This window comes from Kitasatospora purpeofusca, assembly GCF_042691725.1.
Lineage (GTDB): Bacteria > Actinomycetota > Actinomycetes > Streptomycetales > Streptomycetaceae > Kitasatospora > Kitasatospora purpeofusca_B.
This window is the reverse complement of sequence record NZ_CP170483.1, coordinates 2,474,174-2,492,403: the sequence shown is the minus strand read 5'-3', so window position 1 is coordinate 2,492,403 and position 18,230 is coordinate 2,474,174. Positions and strand designations below refer to the sequence as shown.

13 protein-coding genes and 1 pseudogene are annotated in these 18,230 nt (G+C 73.5%); 8 read left to right on the top strand and 6 right to left on the bottom strand.

What is annotated here, in order from left to right; all coding sequences use genetic code 11:
* Positions 1-198: 198 nt before the first annotated feature.
* Positions 199-471, bottom strand: a complete 273-nt coding sequence (locus ACFCLZ_RS10205) for a hypothetical protein (RefSeq protein ID WP_380284505.1) — start codon at positions 469-471, stop codon at positions 199-201.
* A gap of 7 nt (positions 472-478) precedes the next feature.
* Positions 479-700, bottom strand: coding sequence for a hypothetical protein (locus tag ACFCLZ_RS10200; protein WP_380284504.1), 222 nt, complete (start codon positions 698-700; stop codon positions 479-481).
* Positions 701-1,055: 355 nt separating this feature from the next.
* On the opposite strand from ACFCLZ_RS10200, the gene ACFCLZ_RS10195 reads away from it, so the two are divergent.
* Entirely contained in the window at positions 1,056-2,045 is a 990-nt protein-coding gene (locus tag ACFCLZ_RS10195) for a LuxR C-terminal-related transcriptional regulator (RefSeq protein ID WP_380284503.1), read from the top strand.
* 227 nt (positions 2,046-2,272) lie between these two features.
* Positions 2,273-4,702 (top strand): lamin tail domain-containing protein, encoded by a 2,430-nt coding sequence (locus ACFCLZ_RS10190; RefSeq protein WP_380284502.1) that lies wholly within the window; start codon positions 2,273-2,275, stop codon positions 4,700-4,702.
* Positions 4,703-4,768: 66 nt separating this feature from the next.
* Here ACFCLZ_RS10190 and ACFCLZ_RS10185 read toward each other — a convergent pair whose 3' ends face one another.
* Positions 4,769-5,686, bottom strand: coding sequence for an SGNH/GDSL hydrolase family protein (locus ACFCLZ_RS10185; protein WP_380284501.1), 918 nt, complete (start codon positions 5,684-5,686; stop codon positions 4,769-4,771).
* A 258-nt stretch (positions 5,687-5,944) separates the two neighbouring features.
* Here ACFCLZ_RS10185 and ACFCLZ_RS10180 point away from each other — a divergent pair, with 258 nt between their 5' ends.
* On the top strand, positions 5,945-7,600 hold the full coding sequence (locus ACFCLZ_RS10180; protein ID WP_380284500.1) for an FAD-binding dehydrogenase: 1,656 nt from the start codon (positions 5,945-5,947) through the stop codon (positions 7,598-7,600).
* Positions 7,601-7,633: 33 nt separating this feature from the next.
* On the opposite strand, the gene ACFCLZ_RS10175 is transcribed toward ACFCLZ_RS10180, so the two are convergent.
* Together ACFCLZ_RS10175 and ACFCLZ_RS10170 are read right to left on the bottom strand one after the other, a co-directional pair.
* On the bottom strand, positions 7,634-8,050 hold the full coding sequence (locus tag ACFCLZ_RS10175; RefSeq protein ID WP_380284499.1) for a DUF3592 domain-containing protein: 417 nt from the start codon (positions 8,048-8,050) through the stop codon (positions 7,634-7,636).
* Positions 8,051-8,099: 49 nt separating this feature from the next.
* Positions 8,100-8,480 (bottom strand): ArsR/SmtB family transcription factor, encoded by a 381-nt coding sequence (locus ACFCLZ_RS10170; protein WP_380284498.1) that lies wholly within the window; start codon positions 8,478-8,480, stop codon positions 8,100-8,102.
* Between the two features lie 103 nt (positions 8,481-8,583).
* Between ACFCLZ_RS10170 and ACFCLZ_RS10165 the strand changes: the two are divergent.
* The 4 genes and pseudogenes from ACFCLZ_RS10165 to ACFCLZ_RS10150 all read left to right on the top strand — a co-directional run bounded on the left by ACFCLZ_RS10165 (position 8,584) and on the right by ACFCLZ_RS10150 (position 15,613).
* Positions 8,584-10,601: pseudogene (locus ACFCLZ_RS10165) on the top strand (heavy metal translocating P-type ATPase).
* Between the two features lie 6 nt (positions 10,602-10,607).
* Positions 10,608-11,042 (top strand): (2Fe-2S) ferredoxin domain-containing protein, encoded by a 435-nt coding sequence (locus ACFCLZ_RS10160; protein WP_380284497.1) that lies wholly within the window; start codon positions 10,608-10,610, stop codon positions 11,040-11,042.
* 69 nt (positions 11,043-11,111) lie between these two features.
* Positions 11,112-11,363 (top strand): hypothetical protein, encoded by a 252-nt coding sequence (locus ACFCLZ_RS10155; RefSeq protein WP_380284496.1) that lies wholly within the window; start codon positions 11,112-11,114, stop codon positions 11,361-11,363.
* A 143-nt stretch (positions 11,364-11,506) separates the two neighbouring features.
* Positions 11,507-15,613, top strand: coding sequence for a SpaA isopeptide-forming pilin-related protein (locus ACFCLZ_RS10150; protein ID WP_380284494.1), 4,107 nt, complete (start codon positions 11,507-11,509; stop codon positions 15,611-15,613).
* Between the two features lie 58 nt (positions 15,614-15,671).
* Here the strand turns inward: ACFCLZ_RS10150 and ACFCLZ_RS10145 are convergent, their stop codons facing one another.
* Complete coding sequence (locus ACFCLZ_RS10145; protein ID WP_380284493.1) at positions 15,672-16,331, bottom strand: ThuA domain-containing protein; 660 nt, start codon at positions 16,329-16,331, stop codon at positions 15,672-15,674.
* Between the two features lie 179 nt (positions 16,332-16,510).
* Here ACFCLZ_RS10145 and ACFCLZ_RS10140 point away from each other — a divergent pair, with 179 nt between their 5' ends.
* Complete coding sequence (locus ACFCLZ_RS10140; RefSeq protein WP_380284492.1) at positions 16,511-18,178, top strand: fibronectin type III domain-containing protein; 1,668 nt, start codon at positions 16,511-16,513, stop codon at positions 18,176-18,178.
* Positions 18,179-18,230: the final 52 nt, after the last annotated feature.

Here is an 18,230-nt window from a genome sequence, read left to right as displayed (position 1 = left end):
GCGACGCGCGCCCGTCCGCGGGCACGGCTGCGCGGGCCCGGGGGAACCGGGCCTGGGCAGGACGCACCAATGGGCATGCGCATGTCAGTAAAGAGCCGGTCATGGCCGAAGGCATGAATCGGCCAAATCAGCGAGCGGGGGCAACCGTCCGAAAACCGGACGGAAGATCAGGAAGCGCCCGGCGGAAGGCCCCGCGGCCTACGGTGGAGCCGCCACCGCGTAGCGGCGCGCGGGGCCCTGCGCCAGTGCCCGGTCGAGCAGGGCGTACGCCCGCAGCTCGGCCGCCTCCCGGTCGGGCGCGCGGACGTACAGCACCAGGCCGACGCCTCCCGGGACGGCTCCGGCACGCACGTGCTCCAGGCCGTCGCCCGGAACCGCGCGTGCCCACAGGGCGCCCTGGACGTCGGCGGGTCCGGCCTCGACCGTCGGCGCGGTCGAGACGTCCAGGAGCGTCAGATGGACGGCGAACACGGAACGGTCAGTCCCAGCCGATGCCCGGACCGTCGGCCGGGGCGGTGTCCCAGCCGATGATCCCGATGCCCGGGGCGTCCCAGCCGATCCCCGGCCCGCCGGCGCGGCCGGCCGAGGCGAGGGTGACGGCGGCCGGGGCGGCCTGCGGGGCGGAGAAGGCGGGGGCGGCGGCGGTGGCGAGGGTGAGGGCGAGAGCGGTGACGGCGAGCAGCCGGACGGTCTTCGGCACGGCGGTTCCTGTTCTGTGCACAGTGGTTCAGGGCGTGTGGAATGGCGTGGCCGGTGGTGCGTGGCCGGCGGTGCGGTGCGCGCACACCGAATACTCCCGGCGCCGGGCCCGTCGCGGGAGGGAGATCGGGTTGCAGCATCCGGCCAGGCAGCATGCTGCAACCCCGCGGCGGCAACCGGGGGTGGCGCCGCGGGCCCGGCACCGTCCGCGGAACCGACCGGATGGTCCGGTTCTGCTCGGGTGACCGGATCACGTCTTGTGGGGGCGCGCCGGCCGGAGGAAGGATCGGGGGTCGGCGGACCGGACGGAAATTCATTCGCTTGAGGCGATGCTGTGACGATCAGGGGTCGTTGACGTGCTGGAACTGCTGGGCCTGGACGCCACCGCCGAAGCCGTGTACCGCGAGATGCTCGCGGACCCGGAGGGCGGAGTGGCCGAACTCTGCGAACGGCTCGAACTCTCCGAAACCGTTGTCCGGGCGGCCCTCGACCGCCTTGCCGACCTGACGCTGCTGCGGGCCTCCCGGGAGCGCCCGGGCGCCCTGTGGCCGGTCAGTCCGGAGCGCGGACTGGAACTGCTGCTGCGCCGTCAGGAGGAGGAGCTCGCGCGCAGGCAACAGGAGTTGGCCGTCTCCAAGGCCGCCGTGGCGCGCGCCGTCGCGGAGTACGCCACGCTCCGCTCGGCCACCCTGGTGGACGGCGGCGAGCGGCTGGTCGGCCTCGACGCCATCCAGTCCAAGCTGGAGGTGCTGACCGCCCGGCTGGCCACCGAGTGCCTGGGCGTGATGCCCGGCGGTGCGCAGTCCGCGGCCAGCCTGGCCGCCTCCCGCCCGCTGGACGAGGACGCCCTGCGGCGCGGCGTCAGCCTGCGCACCATCTACCAGGACAGCGTGCGCAACGACCCGGAGACCTTCGCCTACACCCAGTGGATGACCTCGCTGGGCGGCCGGGTGCGCACCGCCCCGGTGCTGCCGCCGCGGATGCTGGTCTTCGACGGGATCACCGCGGTGGTGCCGATCGACCCGGAGAACACCCGGGCCGGCGCGCTGTGCACGGAGGAGCCCGGGATCGTCGCCTCGCTGGTCGCGCTGTTCGAGCAGACCTGGGAGACGGCCGTCCCGCTCGGCGGGGACCCCCGCCCCGAGGACGCCGCCACCGGCCTGAGTCCCGGCGAGCGCGAGCTGCTGCGGCTGCTGTCCACCGGGCTGACCGACGACGCGGCGGCCAAGCGGCTGGGCGTCTCGGTGCGCACGGTGCGGCGGCAGATGGCGGCGCTGATGGAGCGTCTGGAGGCGGCGAGCCGTTTCGAGGCGGGCCTGAAGGCGGCTCAGCGGGGCTGGCTGTAGCCGGTCGTCGAGGCCTTCACGGCCGTCACGGCCGCGGGGCGACGATCGTCGGACGTCTTGGAGAAGTTCACTTCCGGGCTCTTGTCCGGCCATTTTCTACGCGCGTATCTTTGGGCGCTGCGGGGGTGGTTCCCGGCTCCCGCACGGCTTTCTACGCGGGTAGCGGGGCCATGCGCGCGGTGCGCCCGGCCGACCGACCCTCACCCACAGCTAGGAGTCCCGTTCCGGTGACCACCCCCACTGCGCCCCGTCCGCGTTCCCGCCGCGCCCTGCTGCGCGCCGCGATCCTCCCGGCCGGTCTGGCCGCCTCCCTGGTGCTGGCCCCGCTGCCGGCCGCCGTGGCCGCGCCCTCCGCCGACGCGCTGATCGCCGAGGTCTACGGCGGTGGCGGCAACTCGGGCGCCACCCTGAAGAACGACTTCGTCGAGCTGGCCAACAAGGGCGGCGCGGCCTTCGGCCTGGACGGCTGGAGCATCCAGTACATATCCGCGACCCCCGGTGCCAACTCCCAGTGGGGCGTCACCCCGCTGACCGGGTCGATCGCCCCCGGCGGGCGCTACCTGGTCGCCGAGTCGGCCGGCGCGGCGGGCACCGTCGAGCTGCCCACCCCGGACGCGGCCGGCTCGCTGGCGCTCTCCGGCACCAGCGGCACCGTCGCGCTGGTGCGCGGCACCGACCCGCTGACCTGCAAGACCGCCGCCGACTGCGCCGCCGACGCGCGGGTGCGCGACCTCGTCGGCTTCGGCACCGCCGTGGTCCACGAGGGCTCGGCCTCGGTGCCCGGCGCCTCCAACACCGCCTCGGTGGCCCGCAGGGCGGGCCTGCCCGACACCGACGACAACGCGGCCGACCTCGCGGCCGGCGCCCCGACGCCGACCAACAGCCGCGGCGAGGTCGCCGAGGGCTCCACCCCGACCGGCCCGACCGAGCCGGGCACCGTGCGGATCCACGACATCCAGGGGAAGACCCGGGTGTCGGAGCGCACCGGCAAGACCGTCGCGGGCGTGCCCGGCATCGTGACCGGCGTGCGCGCCTACGGTTCCAAGGGCTTCTGGATCCAGGACCCGAACCCGGACGCCGACCCGGCCACCAGCGAGGGCGTCTTCGTCTACACCGGCTCCGCCAACCCGACCGTCAAGGTCGGCGACTCGGTGCTGGTCACCGGCAAGGTGACGGAGTACTACCCGAACTTCAACGGCGGCTCGCAGTCGCTGACCCAGCTGACCAACCCGGCCGTCACCGTGGTCTCCTCCGGCAACCCGCTGCCGGCCCCGGTGGTCGTCGACACCCGCAACATCCCCGGCACCTACAGCCCGCAGGCCGGTGCGGACGGCACGATCAACGGCGTCACCCTGGACCCGGAGAAGTACACCCTCGACTTCTACGAGTCGCTGGAGGGCATGCTCGTCGAGGTCCGCGACGTGCGGGTGGTCCAGGCGACCGACAAGTACAACGAGCTGTGGGTGGCCGCCGACAAGCAGGACCAGAAGAGCCGGCGCGGCGGCCTGCTCTACGAGTCCTACGCCGAGCCGAACGTCGGCCGCCTGATGGTCCAGCAGCAGGCGCCGGTCTCCCAGCAGCCCTTCCCGGTCGCCAACGTCGGCGATGTGCTGGCCGGCACCACCTCCGGCCCGCTGGACTACAACCAGTTCGGCGGCTACACCCTGGTGGCCGGAGCCCTCGGCGCGCTCCAGGACAACCACCTGCAGCGCGAGGTCACCGCGCAGGCCGGCGAGCGCGAACTCACCGTCGCCACCTACAACGTGGAGAACCTGGCCGCCACCAACCCCGACGCCAAGTTCGCCGAGCTGGCCGCCGGCGTCGTCACCCACCTGCGCTCGCCCGACATCGTCGCCCTGGAGGAGATCCAGGACAACAACGGCGCCAAGAGCGACGGCACGGTGGACGCGAGCGAGACCGTCGCCAAGTTCATCGCCGCGATCAAGGCGGCCGGCGGCCCGGCGTACGACTGGCGCTCGGTCGACCCGCAGGACGGCAAGGACGGCGGCGAGCCCGGCGGCAACATCCGCCAGGTCTTCCTGTTCAACCCGCAGCGGGTCTCCTTCACCGACATCCCGGGCGGCACCGCCACCACCGCCGTGGACGTCGCCGGCACCGGCGCCGCCGCCTCGCTGACCGCCTCGCCCGGCCGGATCGCCCCCACCGACGCGGCGTGGGCCAACAGCCGCAAGCCGCTGGTGGGCCAGTTCTCCTTCCGCGGCAAGAAGGTCTTCGTCATCGCCAACCACTTCAACAGCAAGGGCGGCGACCAGGGCATCGACAGCCGCTTCCAGGCCCCGACCCGCTCCTCCGAGGTCCAGCGGATCGCCCAGGCCACCGTCGAGCAGGCCTTCGTCGCCAAGCTGCTGGCCGCCGACAAGGAGGCCAAGGTGGTCTCGGTCGGCGACTTCAACGACTACCAGTTCTCGCCCGCGCTGGCCGCGCTCACCAAGGACGGCGTGCTGCGCGACCTGGTGAACGAGCTGCCGGAGAAGGAGCAGTACTCGTACGTCTACCAGGGCAACTCGCAGGTGCTGGACCACATCCTGGTCAGCCCGGAGGTCGGGTACGCCAAGTACGACGTGGTGCACATCAACGCCGAGTTCGCCCAGCAGGCGAGCGACCACGACCCGCAGGTGGTCCGCATCAAGCCGTGAAACGGCCGAGCGCACGACCGAGGGGGCGGTGACCGGGGTCCGGTCGCCGCCCCCTCGGGGCTTTCGCTAGCGCAGCGCGGCGAGGACGGCGTCCGCCGTGATCCGCTCGCCGGTCGCGTTCGGGTGGAAGGGGACGGCCGGGGAGCCGGGCAGCGCGCCCTCGATCCAGCGGTCGTCCGAGCAGACGTCGTGTCCGCGGGTCGGGGTGGCGGTGTCCACGTAGGTGGCGCCGACCGCCGCGGCGGTGGACTTCAGCATCGCGTTCAGCCGCCCGAGCACGGCGTGCAGGTAGGGGACGTCGCGCGGGGCGAGGGGCTGGCGCAGCACGCAGGACGCGCCGTCGGCGGGCAGCACCGAGGGGTAGCCGACCAGCAGGATCCGGGCGTTCGGCGCCTTGGCGCGCAGCGTGCGCAGGGTGGCGGCGAGCCGCGGCCCGGTGGCCTCGATCCGGTCGGCGAGGTCGTCGGCGCCGTACTGCCAGGACCAGCTGGACCAGTCCCAGTGGCCGTGGTGGTAGACGTCGGTGCAGGGCGTGCCGAGCGGGTTGACCACCGCGCCCGCGATGCAGGTGGCGATCACGTCGCCGATCCCGATGTCGCTGTCGCCGAGGTCGTTGCCGCCGATCCCGAGGGTGATGAGGTCGGTGTCCGCGGTCACCGCGTCGATCTGCGGGTCGTTGACCCGGATGAAGGCGTCGTACTGGGCCCGGGTGATCGACGTGACCTTCGCGGCGGCGCAGGTGACGTCGCGGTAGGCGGCGGCGTCCAGGGCGGCGGCGACCAGGTGGCCGTAGTTGCGCTCGGAGCGCAGGCAGAGGCCGGCCGACTGGTTCGGGACGCCGGCGCCGGAGGCGTAGGAGTCGCCGAGGGCGACGTAGCGGTGCGGGGCGGGGGTGGCGGCCTGCGCGCTGGTGGCGGTCATCGCGAGGGCGGCGCCCAGCGCGGCCGACGCGAGCAGCAGGGAATTCCGGGCACGGCGGAGCACGGTTCCTCCTGGGGGAGAGAAACGGGTGGGTGGGGGACGTGCGAGCCGGGCCACAGCTACTACCGACAGGTAAGTTACTGGCAGGTTTCGGTGCCGTCCATGCCGCGCGCGCACATTTCCGAAAACCCGTCAAAGGTTTCACCGGCCGGCCCGGCGGGAATTTCGAATTTCGCTCCACGGTGGATCGAAGACCATTCCGAAACGGGGCGGAGCGGAATGCGCGCGACCGTTCGCCGCTGGCCTTGAGGAGTTGCCCGGATGGCCCTGGACGCCGACGTCATCGTCATCGGAGCCGGACTCGCGGGCCTCGCCGCGACCGCCGAACTCACCGACGCCGGGCGGAAGGTGATCCTGCTCGACCAGGAGCCCGCGGCCTCGCTCGGCGGCCAGGCGCACTGGTCCTTCGGCGGCCTGTTCCTGGTCGACTCGCCCGAGCAGCGCCGGCTGCGGATCCGCGACTCGCACGCCCTCGCCCGGCAGGACTGGCTCGGCACCGCGGGCTTCGACCGGCCCGAGGACGCCTGGCCGCGCCGCTGGGCCGAGGCCTACGTCGACTTCGCCGCGGGGGAGAAGCGGGCCTGGTTGCGCGCGATGGGCGTGCGGTTCTTCCCGGTCGTCGGCTGGGCCGAGCGCGGCGGGTTGCTCGCCGACGGCCCCGGCAACTCCGTCCCGCGCTTCCACATCGTCTGGGGCACCGGCCCCGGCCTGCTCGAACCCTTCGTCCGCAGGGTCCGCGCGGCCGCCGCCCACGGGCTGGTCGACCTGCGCTTCCGGCACCGCGTCACCGGCCTGGCGGCGAGCGCCGGCGCCGTCGACACGGTGACGGGCGAGGTGCTCGCGCCGAGCGCGGCGGCGCGCGGTGAGGCGAGCTCCCGCGAGGTGGCCGGCCGCTTCGAGCTGCGCGCGCAGGCCGTCGTCGTCACCTCCGGCGGCATCGGCGGCAACCACGATCTCGTCCGCAGGGCCTGGCCCGCCCGGCTCGGCGCCCCGCCCGGGCGGATGCTCTCCGGGGTGCCCGCGCACGTGGACGGGCTGATGCTCGGGGTCGCCGCCGAGGCCGGGGCCGCCCTGGTCAACGGCGACCGGATGTGGCACTACACCGAGGGCATCGCCAACTGGGACCCGGTCTGGGCCCGGCACGGCATCCGCATCCTGCCCGGGCCCTCCTCGCTCTGGCTCGACGCCCGCGGCCGCCGGCTGCCCGTCCCGCTGTTCCCCGGCTTCGACACCCTCGGCACCCTGGAGCACATCCGGACCACCGGGTACGACCACACCTGGTTCGTGCTCAACCGCAGGATCATCGAGAAGGAGTTCACCCTCTCCGGCTCCGACCAGAACCCCGACCTCACCGGCCGCTCGCTGCGGGGCGTGCTGCGGCGCGCGCTGCCCGGCGCCCCCGGTCCGGTCCGCACCCACCTCGGCCACGGCCCGGACTTCGTCGTCGCGGGCAACCTGCACGACCTCGCCCGCGCGATGAACGCCAAGGCGCGGGCCCGGCTGATCGACACCGCCGAACTGCGCCGCGTCGTCGAGGCCCGGGACCGCCAGCTCGCCAACCCCTTCGCCAAGGACCTCCAGGTGACCGCGATCCACGGCGCCCGCCGCTACCTCGGCGACCGGCTGATCCGCACCGCCGCGCCGCACCGCATCCTCGACCCGGCCGCCGCCCCGCTGATCGCCGTCCGGCTGTCCGTCCTGACCCGCAAGTCGCTCGGCGGCCTGCACACCGACCTCTCGGCCCGCGTGCTGCGCCCCGACGGCTCCGTCCTCGACGGCCTCTACGCGGCGGGCGAGGCCGCCGGCTTCGGCGGCGGCGGCCTGCACGGCTACCGCTCCCTGGAGGGCACTTTCCTCGGCGGCTGCCTCTTCTCCGGCCGCACCGCCGGCCGCGCGGCCGCCGAGGCGACGGCGTAGCCGGCGGTGGCGGTGGCGGTGGCCGGGCCGCCGTCAGTCGAGGGAGAGGCCGATCCAGTAGAAGAAGACGGTCATCACGGCGAACAGCACGCAGGCGTACCCCAGGAGCCCCACGCCGTCGGCGCTGGGGTAGCCGAGGACGACCACCTTCCGGGGGTGGCTCCGGTGGTAGGCGATCTCGACCCGGTCGCCCGGCTCCAGTCCCGTCGGACCCCGCAGGGAGATCGACGTCGCCGCCTCCACCGCCGCGCCGTCCGTGAGCTCGAAGCGCACCTTGACGTCGTCCTCGATGCCGCCCTCGTCGCCCACGGGCCGGCTGTCGACCTCGGTCACCCGGGCGGGCAGGCGCATGCCGTACCGGCGGATCCGGAACGTCCGCACGGACCGCGACCCGGTGTAGTACGAACTGCCGCCGAGGACCGTCCCGATCGTGAGCGCGAGGAGGTTCACGGCCCGCAGCCTAGCCGCCGGTGCGTTCCCGGGCCCACTGCTTTGACACTCAACTACCGTTTGTTGGCAGGGAGTTCGCCATTCCGCTGTCGGTGATGCCGAGGCGGAGGTGGTCGACGTGGTAGACCGCCTGGTCGAGGAGGGCGGCGACGTGGTCGTCGTGCAGGGAGTAGACGACCGAGCGGCCGCGGCGCTCGCCGACGACCAGGCCGAGGTTGCGCAGCAGGCGCAACTGGTGGGAGCAGGCGGACTGCTCCATGCCGACGGCGTCGGCGAGTTCGGTGGCGGCCCGCGGCCCTTCGCGGAGCTGGGCGAGGATCAGCAGGCGCGAGGGGGTGGCGAGGGCCTGGAGCGTGCTCGCCACCTTGGCGGCGTTGGACGCGTCCAGGCGCATCCGCGGCACGGCGTTCTCGGCGGCTGCGTGTCCCATGGGGGAATCCTACGGGGGCGCGGAGGTGGGGGAGCGGGGGCCGGTGGAGCAGATCATATGAACACATGAAGGTGTGTTCATGTGTTCCTGTAGGGTGACGGCCATGTCCGTCGCCACCCCGCCCACCCCGCTCGCCCGGTCGGCCGCCCCGGCCCCGCCCGCCGGCCCGCCGCGCCCCCGTCGCACCCGGGCGCTCGCGCTGCCCGAGGCCCGCTGGGCGGCCGGCAGCCTGGCCGCCTTCCTGGCCGCGCTCGGCCTCCAGTTCGGCGGCGCCCCCGGCTGGGCGTCCGGCGCGCTGTACGCCGTCGCGTACGCCGCCGGCGGCTGGGAGCCCGCCCTCGCCGGACTGCGCGCGCTGCGCGGGCGGACCCTGGACGTGGACCTGCTGATGGTCGTCGCCGCGCTCGGCGCCGCCGCCATCGGGCAGGTGCTGGACGGCGCGCTGCTGATCGTCATCTTCGCGACCAGCGGCGCCCTGGAGGCGCTGGCCACCGCCCGCACCGCCGACTCCGTCCGCGGCCTGCTGGACCTCGCCCCCGCCACCGCCACCCGGCTGCGCACCGACGCCTCGGGCGCGGACCCCTCGGGCGCGGACCCCTCGGGCGCGGACGCCTTGGGCGGGGACGCCGAGGAGACCGTCCCCACCGCCGCCCTCGCCGTCGGCGACACCGTGCTGATCCGCCCCGGCGAGCGGATCGGCGCCGACGGCCGCGTCCTCGACGGTGCGAGCGACGTCGACCAGGCCACCATCACCGGCGAACCGCTGCCCGCCGCCAAGCGCCCCGGCGACCAGGTGTACGCGGGCACCCTCAACGGCTCCGGCGTGCTGCGGGTGCGCGTCGAGCGGGACCCCGCCGACACCGTGATCGCCCGGATCGTCGCGATGGTCGAGGAGGCCTCCGAGACCAAGGCGCCCACCCAGCTGTTCGTCGAGAAGGTCGAACAGCGCTATGCCGCCGTCCTGGTGGCCGCCACCCTGCTGCTGTTCGCCGTCCCGATCGCCCTCGGCGCCGGGACGACCGAAGCCCTGCTGCGCGCGATGACCTTCATGATCGTCGCCTCGCCCTGCGCCGTGGTGCTCGCCACCATGCCGCCGCTGCTCTCCGCGATCGCCAACGCCGGCCGGCACGGCGTCCTGGTCAAGTCGGCGGTGGTGATGGAACGCCTCGGGCAGGCCGATGCCGTCGCCCTCGACAAGACCGGCACCCTCACCGAGGGCACCCCCCGGGTCACCGAGGTGCGCCCGCTCGACGGCACCGCGGCCGACGACCTGCTGGCGCTCGCCGCCGCCGCCGAGCACCCCAGCGAGCACCCGCTGGCCCGCGCCGTGGTCGCCGCCGCCCGCGAGCGCGGCCTCGCCGTCCCGCCCGCCACCGACTTCACCGCCACCCCCGGCGTCGGCGTGCGGGCCGTGGTCGACGGCGCCGTGGTCGCCGTCGGCGCCCCGGCCCGCACCGCGACCACCCCGCCGTCACCGCCCTGGAGGCGGACGGCCGCACCGCCGTCCTGGTGCTGCGCGACGGCGAGCCGGCCGGCGTCCTCGGCCTCGCCGACCGCCCGCGCGCCCAGGCCGCCGGCGCCGTCCGCGCCCTGGCCGCGCTCACCGGCCGCCCGCCGGTGCTGCTCACCGGCGACAACCCGCGCGCCGCCGCCCGGCTGGCCGCCGAGGTCGGCCTCACCGACGTCCGGGGCGGGCTGCTGCCGCACGAGAAGGCCGCCGCCGTGCACGACCTGGCCGCCGCCGGCCGCCGGGTGCTGATGATCGGCGACGGCGTCAACGACGCCCCGGCGCTGGCCGCCGCGCACACCGGTGTGGCGATGGGCCGGGCCGGCTCGGACCTCGCTCTGGAGACCGCCGACGCCGTCCTCGTCCGCGACGAACTGGCCGCCGTCCCGGCCGTGGTGGCGCTCTCCCGGCGCGCCCGCCGGCTGGTGGTGCAGAACCTGGTGATCGCGGGGGCGGCCATCACCCTCCTGGTCGCCTGGGACCTGGCGGGTACGCTGCCCCTGCCGCTCGGCGTGGCCGGGCACGAGGGCTCCACCGTGATCGTCGGCCTCAACGGCCTGCGGCTGCTGCGCGAACGGGCGTGGCGGCGGGCCCTGCGGAACGAGGAGGGCTGAGGGAGCATGAGCCGACGCGAGCGCGAACGCGAGCGTGAACGGACCGGCGGGAAGGGCGGCGGGCGCGGCCCGGCGTCCCCGGTGACCGTCACCGTCTGCCGGGGCTGCTGCTGCGGCACCCAGGAGAAGCACCCCGGCGTCGACCACGCCGGCCAGTACGAACGGCTGCGCGCGGCGGTCGGTGACGCGGGCCGGGTCCGGGCCGTCAAGTGCCTGGACACCTGCGCGCACTCCAATGTGGTCGTGGTCGGCCCGTCCAGCGAGGGCCGCGCGGCCGGCGGCCGGCCGGTCTGGCTGGGCTGGGTGCTCGCCGAGGACATGATCGAGGAGATCGCCGCGTGGGTGCACGCCGGCGGCCCCGGCCTCGCCGACCCGCCGGGGATGCTCGACCTCCAGCAGATCTCCGTCTCCCGCCGCGTCGGCGCGGGCCTGCCGGGCTGACCAGGGCCCGCTCGGGAAGGACCGGCCAGCGCCTACCATGACCTAGGTCCCCGACCCGGGAGGAAGACGATGACCACGGTCTGCCGCATCTGCGCGGGCACCGGCCGCACCGCCGGCCTCAGCTGCCGGACCTGCCAGGGCACCGGCACCACCGAGGTCGGCGGCGGCGGGGGCAACTGCTTCCTCTGCGACGGCACCGGCGTCTACGTCCGCTACCGGGTCGACGCCACCGGCGCCAAGCACGCCTACCGCGACGAGATCTGCCGCACCTGCGACGGCACCGGCAACCGGGCGGCGTCCCCCTGGGACGAGTCGTCCTGAGCACGGCGCCCTGAGCGTGGCGTCGGGTCGGGCCCGTCAGGTCAGGTGACGGTTGGTCTGTGCGGGTGCGTCCGCACACCGGTCAGCGTAGCTGAGCGACCCTCAGGTGACCGTGTTCGGACAGCCTGCCGGACGCTACGACTATGGCTTCCCTCAACCGGCTGTTAGCCCGCGTCCGCCGAAAGGCCGCCGCCCTGGCACTACCGTGCACCATCGTCTCGGCCCTCGTCCCCGTCCTCGCGCTCGGCCCCGGTGCCACGTCCGCCGAGGCCGCGACGCTCCCCGGCGGACTGGGGCCCTGCGTCCCCGGCAGCTGTCCCTCCCCCTTCCCCCCGATCAACAACGGCCCGTTCGCCGGACGGGACAATGGGATCAACGTCTTCGTCGGCTCCGACTTCCTGGTCCGCGGTCGCGCCGCCGAGGCCGAGGGCCGCATCGTCGTCCTCAACGACTTCGACCAGGCGAAGGAGAGCGGGGTCAGCTCCATCTACAACATCGGCATCGTCGGCGTGGGCTCCCGGGTCCCCCCGCCGGACGGCGCCGACTTCCTGACCACCGGCGGCAACGTCTCCGTCGCGAGCGGTCAGACCCTGGTGGCCGAGGGCGGTGTCGTCCGGTACGCCGGCACCGAGACCGGCACCGTGACCGGCACCCTTGTCCACGACCCCAACGCCGCCCAGCCGTACGCCGCCCTGCGCGACCAGCTCTCCGCGGCCTCCGACTGCTACGCCCGGGTCAACGGCGTGCCGCGCACCCCGACCGGCACCGCGGTGAACGCGGGCTTCGAGACCCTGTTCACCGGCGACGGCGTGTCGCCGCTCCAGGTCTTCAACGTCGACTTCGACCTCACCGGCCCCGGCGGCGTCCAGCAGGGCATCACCTTCGCCAACATCCCGGCGGGCGCGACGATCCTGGTCAACCTGACCGGCGCCACCCGGACCATCAACACCTTCAGCGGCGGCATCAGCGACACCGACCCGCTGAACGCCTACCGCGAGCGCCTGCTGTGGAACTTCCCCGACGCCACCACGGTCACCCTGGCCGGCACCGGCCAGTTCCAGGGCAGCACCCTGGTCGGCGAGCAGGCCTCGCAGACCACGGTCACCCTGCCCGGTGTCAACGGCCGCTTCTTCACCACCGGCGGGCTCGTCCACACCAGCTCGCCCACCGGAGGCGGCGGCCAGGAGTTCCACGCCTACCCCTTCAACGGCGACCTGCCCGACTGCGCCGCCGCCCCGGTGACGGGTGAGGTTCGCGTCCTGAAGACGGACTCGGTGACGGGTGCGCCGCTGGCTGGTGGTGTGTTCGAGCTGTGGGAGGAGACCAATGGCATTCCGGGTCTTCAGACCGGTGGTGTGAACCCGGACACGCAGGTGGGTGCTGCCTGTACGACGGGTGCGGACGGTCTGTGTCGTCGGACGGTGCCGCTGGGTGCCTATTACTGGCGGGAGACGGCTGCGCCGCCCGGGTACCTGTTGCCGGCTGATCCGGTGCTCGGTCCGTTGGAGCTGACGGCGGCGAATGCTCCGGCCGGTGTGCAGGTGACGGCTCCCGATGCTCCGCAGGCGCCGGTGACCGGTGAGGTCCGGGTGCTGAAGACGGATTCGGTGACGGGTCTGCCGCTGGCTGGTGGTGTGTTCGAGCTGTGGGAGGAGACCAACGGCATTCCGGGTCTTCAGACCGGTGGCGTGAACCCCGACACCCAGGTGGGTACGGCCTGCACCACGGGTGCGGACGGTTTCTGCCGCCGGACGGTGCCGGTCGGGACGTACTACTGGCAGGAGACCGCCGCGCCGCCCGGGTATGTGCTGCCGACCGACCCGGTGTTCGGCCCGCTGGTCCTGACCCCCCTGAACGCTGCTGAGGGCGTGCAGGTGACGGCTCCCGATACGGCGCAGCCCCCGATGACCGGTGAGGTTCGCGTCCTGAAGACGGACTCGGTGACGGGTGCGCCGCTGGCTGGTGGTGTGTTCGAGCTGTGGGAGGAGACCAATGGCATTCCGGGTCTTCAGACCGGTGGTGTGAACCCGGACACGCAGGTGGGTGCTGCCTGTACGACGGGTGCGGACGGTCTGTGTCGTCGGACGGTGCCGCTGGGTGCCTATTACTGGCGGGAGACGGCTGCGCCGCCCGGGTACCTGTTGCCGGCTGATCCGGTGCTCGGTCCGTTGGAGCTGACGGCGGCGAATGCTCCGGCCGGTGTGCAGGTGACGGCTCCCGATGCTCCGCAGGCGCCGGTGACCGGTGAGGTCCGGGTGCTGAAGACGGATTCGGTGACGGGTCTGCCGCTGGCTGGTGGTGTGTTCGAGCTGTGGGAGGAGACCAACGGCATTCCGGGTCTTCAGACCGGTGGTGTGAACCCCGACACCCAGGTGGGTACGGCCTGCACCACGGGTGCGGACGGTTTCTGCCGCCGGACGGTGCCGGTCGGGACGTACTACTGGCAGGAGACCGCCGCGCCGCCCGGGTATGTGCTGCCGGCCGACCCGGTGTTCGGCCCGCTGGTCCTGACCCCCCTGAACGCTGCTGAGGGCGTGCAGGTGACGGCTCCCGATACGGCGCAGCCCCCGATGACCGGTGAGGTGCGCGTCCTGAAGACGGACTCGGTGACGGGTGCGCCGCTGGCTGGTGGTGTGTTCGAGCTGTGGGAGGAGACGAACGGCATTCCGGGTCTTCAGACCGGTGGTGTGAACCCCGATACCCAGGTGGGTGCTGCCTGTACGACGGGTGCGGACGGTCTGTGTCGTCGGACGGTGCCGCTGGGTGCCTATTACTGGCGGGAGACGGCTGCGCCGCCCGGGTATGTGCTGCCGGCTGATCCGGTGCTCGGTCCGTTGGAGCTGACGGCGGCGAATGCTCCGGCCGGTGTGCAGGTGACGGCTCCCGATGCTCCGCAGGCGCCGGTGACGGGTGAGGTCCGGGTGCTGAAGACGGATTCGGTGACGGGCCTGCCGCTGGCGGGTGGTGTGTTCGAGCTGTGGGAGGAGACGAACGGCATTCCGGGTCTTCAGACCGGTGGTGTGAACCCGGACACCCAGGTGGGTACGGCCTGCACCACGGGTGCGGACGGTCTCTGCCGCCGAACGGTGCCGATCGGGACGTACTACTGGCAGGAGACCGCCGCGCCCCCCGGCTATGTGCTGCCGGCCCAGCCGGTGTTCGGCCCGCTCGTGCTCACTCCGGAGAACGCCGCCGGGGGTGTGCAGGTGACGGCTCCCGACGTCCCTCAGGCGCCGCTGGCCGGTGAGGTCCGGGTGCTGAAGACGGACTCGGTGACCGGTGCACCGCTGGCGGGTGGTGTCTTCGAGCTGTGGGAGGAGACCAACGGCGTTCCCGGTCTCCAGACCGGTGGCGTGAACCCCGACACCCAGGTGAGCGGGATCTGCACGACCGGTGCGGACGGTCTGTGCCGCCGCACGGTGAACCTCGGGACGTACTACTGGCGGGAGACCGCCGCGCCTCCCGGCTATGTGCTGCCGGCCCAGCCTGTCTTCGGCCCGCTGGTGCTGACGGCGGCCAATGCCGCTGCGGGCGTGCAGGTGACGGCCCCGGATGTCGCGCAGGCGCCGGTGACCGGTGAGGTGCGGGTGCTGAAGACGGATGCCGAGACCGGTGCGCCGCTGGCCGGTGCTGTCTTCGAGCTGTGGGAGGAGACCAACGGCATCCCCGGTCTCCAGACCGGTGGTGTGAACCCCGACACGCAGGTGGGTGCTGCCTGCACCACGGGTGCGGACGGTTTCTGCCGTCGGACGGTGCCGGTCGGGACGTACTACTGGCGGGAGACCGCCGCACCTCCCGGGTACGACCTGCCGGCCGACCCGGTGTTCGGCCCGCTGGTGCTGACCCCGGCCAACGCCATGGCGGGCGTCCAGGTCACCGCCCGCGACTGCCCGTCGCCGAAGCCGCCGGGCACCGGCTCGATCCACCTGACGAAGACGGACGCCAAGTCGGGCAGGCCGCTGGGCGGCGCGAGGTTCCAGCTGTGGCGGGAGAGCAACGGCGTCCCCGGGCTGCAGACCGGCGGCGCCAACCCGGACACCCGGGCGGATGGCTGCACCACCGCCCACGACGGCGGCTGCGACTTCAGCCACCTGCCGACCGGGCAGTACTACCTGCGGGAGACCGCCGCGCCCGGCGGCTACCAGGTGCCGTGTGACCCGGTCACCGGTCCCATCCAGGTGAACGCCGACGACTGCGTCACCGTCTCCGTCACCAACAAGAAGAAGAAAAAGGAGGACCACGGCTGGTAGACGGCCGAACGGACGGACCGCCCGGGGCAGCACCGCTGCTCCGGGCGGTCCCGTTCGCTCAGCCGAGCACGTGGCGCAGGCCCCCCAGCAGGTGGCCGCGGAAGGCCCGGTCCGCGTACGCCTCGGGCGCGTGGCCGAGCGCGGTGTAGAAGGTCGGCGCGCCGTCGTACTCTCCGCACCAGGCGAGCGGATGACGGTCGGCCAGGCCCATGGCGGCCCCCGTGTAGTCGGCCTCGTCCACGGTGAGCAGCACGCGGGCGCCGCGTTCGCGCGGGTCGGAGCGGAAGTCGTACCACTCGTCGGTCCACTCCCAGCGGGCCGGCAGGTGGGCGGTGGCCGGGTGGTCGGCGTCGGCGACCCGCACGGGCGCGGTCTGGATCGCCGGGTGGCGGTCGAACCGGGCGCCGACCAGGCCCTCGAACCACGGCCACTCGTACGCCGTACTGGACGCCGCGTGCACGCCCAGCCAGCCGTGACCGGCGGTCAGGTGGGCGCGCAGCGCGTCCTGCCCGGCCTCGTCGAGCACCGGGCCGCCGGTGGAGAGGAACACCACGGCGGCGTACCGGCGCAGGGCGGCGGGCCGGAAGACGGCCGGGTCCTCGCTGGCGTCGACGGTGAAGCCGTGCCGTTCGCCCAGTTCGCCCAGGGCGCGGGTGCCGTCGACGACCGAGGCGTGCGGGAAGCGGAGGTTGCGACGGTAGATCAGGATCCGGGCCATGGTGGATGATCCTGCCAGCCCCGGTCGCGGCACCGGTCCCCGGGCCCGGGTGGCGCGTTTCGCCTGCGTACGGCTTTGCCGAGGCATGGTCGAACATTGGCGTTCGACTGACCGGCGCGCCCGGGCGCGTTCACCGCGTGTCCGTGTCGGGTCAACACGTTCCTGGAAGAGTCCCGCCCATGGAAACTCCGAACATGGGCGTGCCGGTGAAGCTCGCCGAACGCATGAGCATGGCCGAGCAGCACGAGTACCTGCGGGCCCGCTTCTCCCGCCGCCGGATGCTGCGCGCCGGCGCCGTCTCGGTGGGCGCGCTGGCCGTGGGCGGTGCCCTGGGCAGCGGCACCGCCTCGGCCGCCCCGGCCTCGCCGCAGCTGCTGGCCGGCGGCGCCGCCGCGGGCGTCGACGGCTCGCTGGTCGCCCCGATCGGGCGTCACCTCTCCTTCGGCCCCGAGCCGGACACCCAGTTCCGGGTCTCCTGGCAGGTACCGGCCCCGGTGAAGCGGCCGTTCCTGCGCTACGGCAAGAACCCGTGGGACCTCAGCCACCGGATCGAGGCGGAGGTGCGCACCCTGCACACGCCGGCGCTCACCCCCACCGGCCAACCGGTGGACCAGTACTACCTGCACGTGGCGCTGGAGGACCTGCACCCCGACACCACCTACTACTACGGTGTCGGCCACCAGGGCTTCGACCCGGCCTCGCAGCAGGCCGTCTCCACCCTCGGCACCTTCCGCACCGCGCCCTCGCGCGAGCACCGCTGGGGCAAGGTGTACGAGCCGTTCACCTTCACCGCCTTCGGCGACCAGGGCGTCAGCGACCACGCCAAGGGCAACGACCACATCATCCTGGCCCAGAACCCGGCCTTCCACCTGCACGCCGGCGACATCTGCTACGCCGACCCGGCGGGCTCCGGCCAGGACTCCGACAAGTCGGTGTTCAACGCCACCACCTGGGACGCCTTCCTGGTGCAGACCGAGACGGTGGCCTCGAAGGTGCCGTGGATGGTCGCCTACGGCAACCACGACATGGAGGCCTGGTACTCGCCGAACGGCTACGGCGGCGAGAACGCCCGCTTCTACCTGCCGGACAACGGCCCGGACAAGCGCAGCGTCCCGGGCGTCTACTCCTTCCGCTACAAGAACGTCGGCGTCATCTCGCTGGACGCCAACGACGTCTCCTACGAGATCCCGGCGAACCTGGGCGTCTCGGCGGGCCGGCAGACCCGCTGGCTGGAGCGCACCCTGAAGGACCTGCGGGGCGACGAGACGATCGACTTCGTCGTGGTCTTCTTCCACCACTGCGCCTTCTCCACCACCCACCAGCACGCCTCCGAGGGCGGGGTGCGGGAGGCCTGGGTGCCGCTGTTCGAGAAGTACCGGGTCGACCTGGTGATCAACGGTCACAACCACGTGTACGAGCGCACCGACGCGATCCTCGGCAACAAGGTCTCCAAGGCGGTGCCGAGCGGCGCCGCCGTCGAGCCCGCCGAGGACGGCGTGGTGTACGTGACGGCGGGCGCGGCCGGCCGCAGCCTCTACAGGTTCGACGCCCCGGACACCTACGAGGGCCACGAGAACCGCCTCGACTCGGTGGACACCTACTACTTCGCCAAGGGCGGCGGCAAGGTCACCGAGAAGGTCGAGTGGTCGCGGGTCCGCTACACCGGCTACTCCTTCATCAAGGTCGACGTGAAGCCCGCCCACCTGGGCCGGAAGTCCGAGATGACCGTCACCGCCCTGGCGGAGGACGGCACCCGGGTCGACCACTACACCGTCCTGCGCAAGGTCGGCGAGGGCTGGGACAGCGACCACGACGACGACGGCCGGGGCGGCGGCTGGGGCTGGTAGCCCCCCTCCCCGCACGCGATCGGCCCCCGCAGGCACCGCCTGCGGGGGCCGA

What these genes read in the sequence shown, in the direction of transcription:
- ACFCLZ_RS10180 (WP_380284500.1), top strand. Translation starts at nt 5,945, where the DNA reads ATGGCCCTGGACGCCGACGTCATCGTCATCGGAGCCGGACTCGCGGGC.
- ACFCLZ_RS10140 (WP_380284492.1), top strand. Translation starts at nt 16,511, where the DNA reads ATGGAAACTCCGAACATGGGCGTGCCGGTGAAGCTCGCCGAACGCATG.
- ACFCLZ_RS10170 (WP_380284498.1), bottom strand. Translation starts at nt 8,480, where the DNA reads ATGGGACACGCAGCCGCCGAGAACGCCGTGCCGCGGATGCGCCTGGAC.
- ACFCLZ_RS10145 (WP_380284493.1), bottom strand. Translation starts at nt 16,331, where the DNA reads ATGGCCCGGATCCTGATCTACCGTCGCAACCTCCGCTTCCCGCACGCC.
- ACFCLZ_RS10155 (WP_380284496.1), top strand. Translation starts at nt 11,112, where the DNA reads ATGACCACGGTCTGCCGCATCTGCGCGGGCACCGGCCGCACCGCCGGC.
- ACFCLZ_RS10160 (WP_380284497.1), top strand. Translation starts at nt 10,608, where the DNA reads ATGAGCCGACGCGAGCGCGAACGCGAGCGTGAACGGACCGGCGGGAAG.
- ACFCLZ_RS10150 (WP_380284494.1), top strand. Translation starts at nt 11,507, where the DNA reads ATGGCTTCCCTCAACCGGCTGTTAGCCCGCGTCCGCCGAAAGGCCGCC.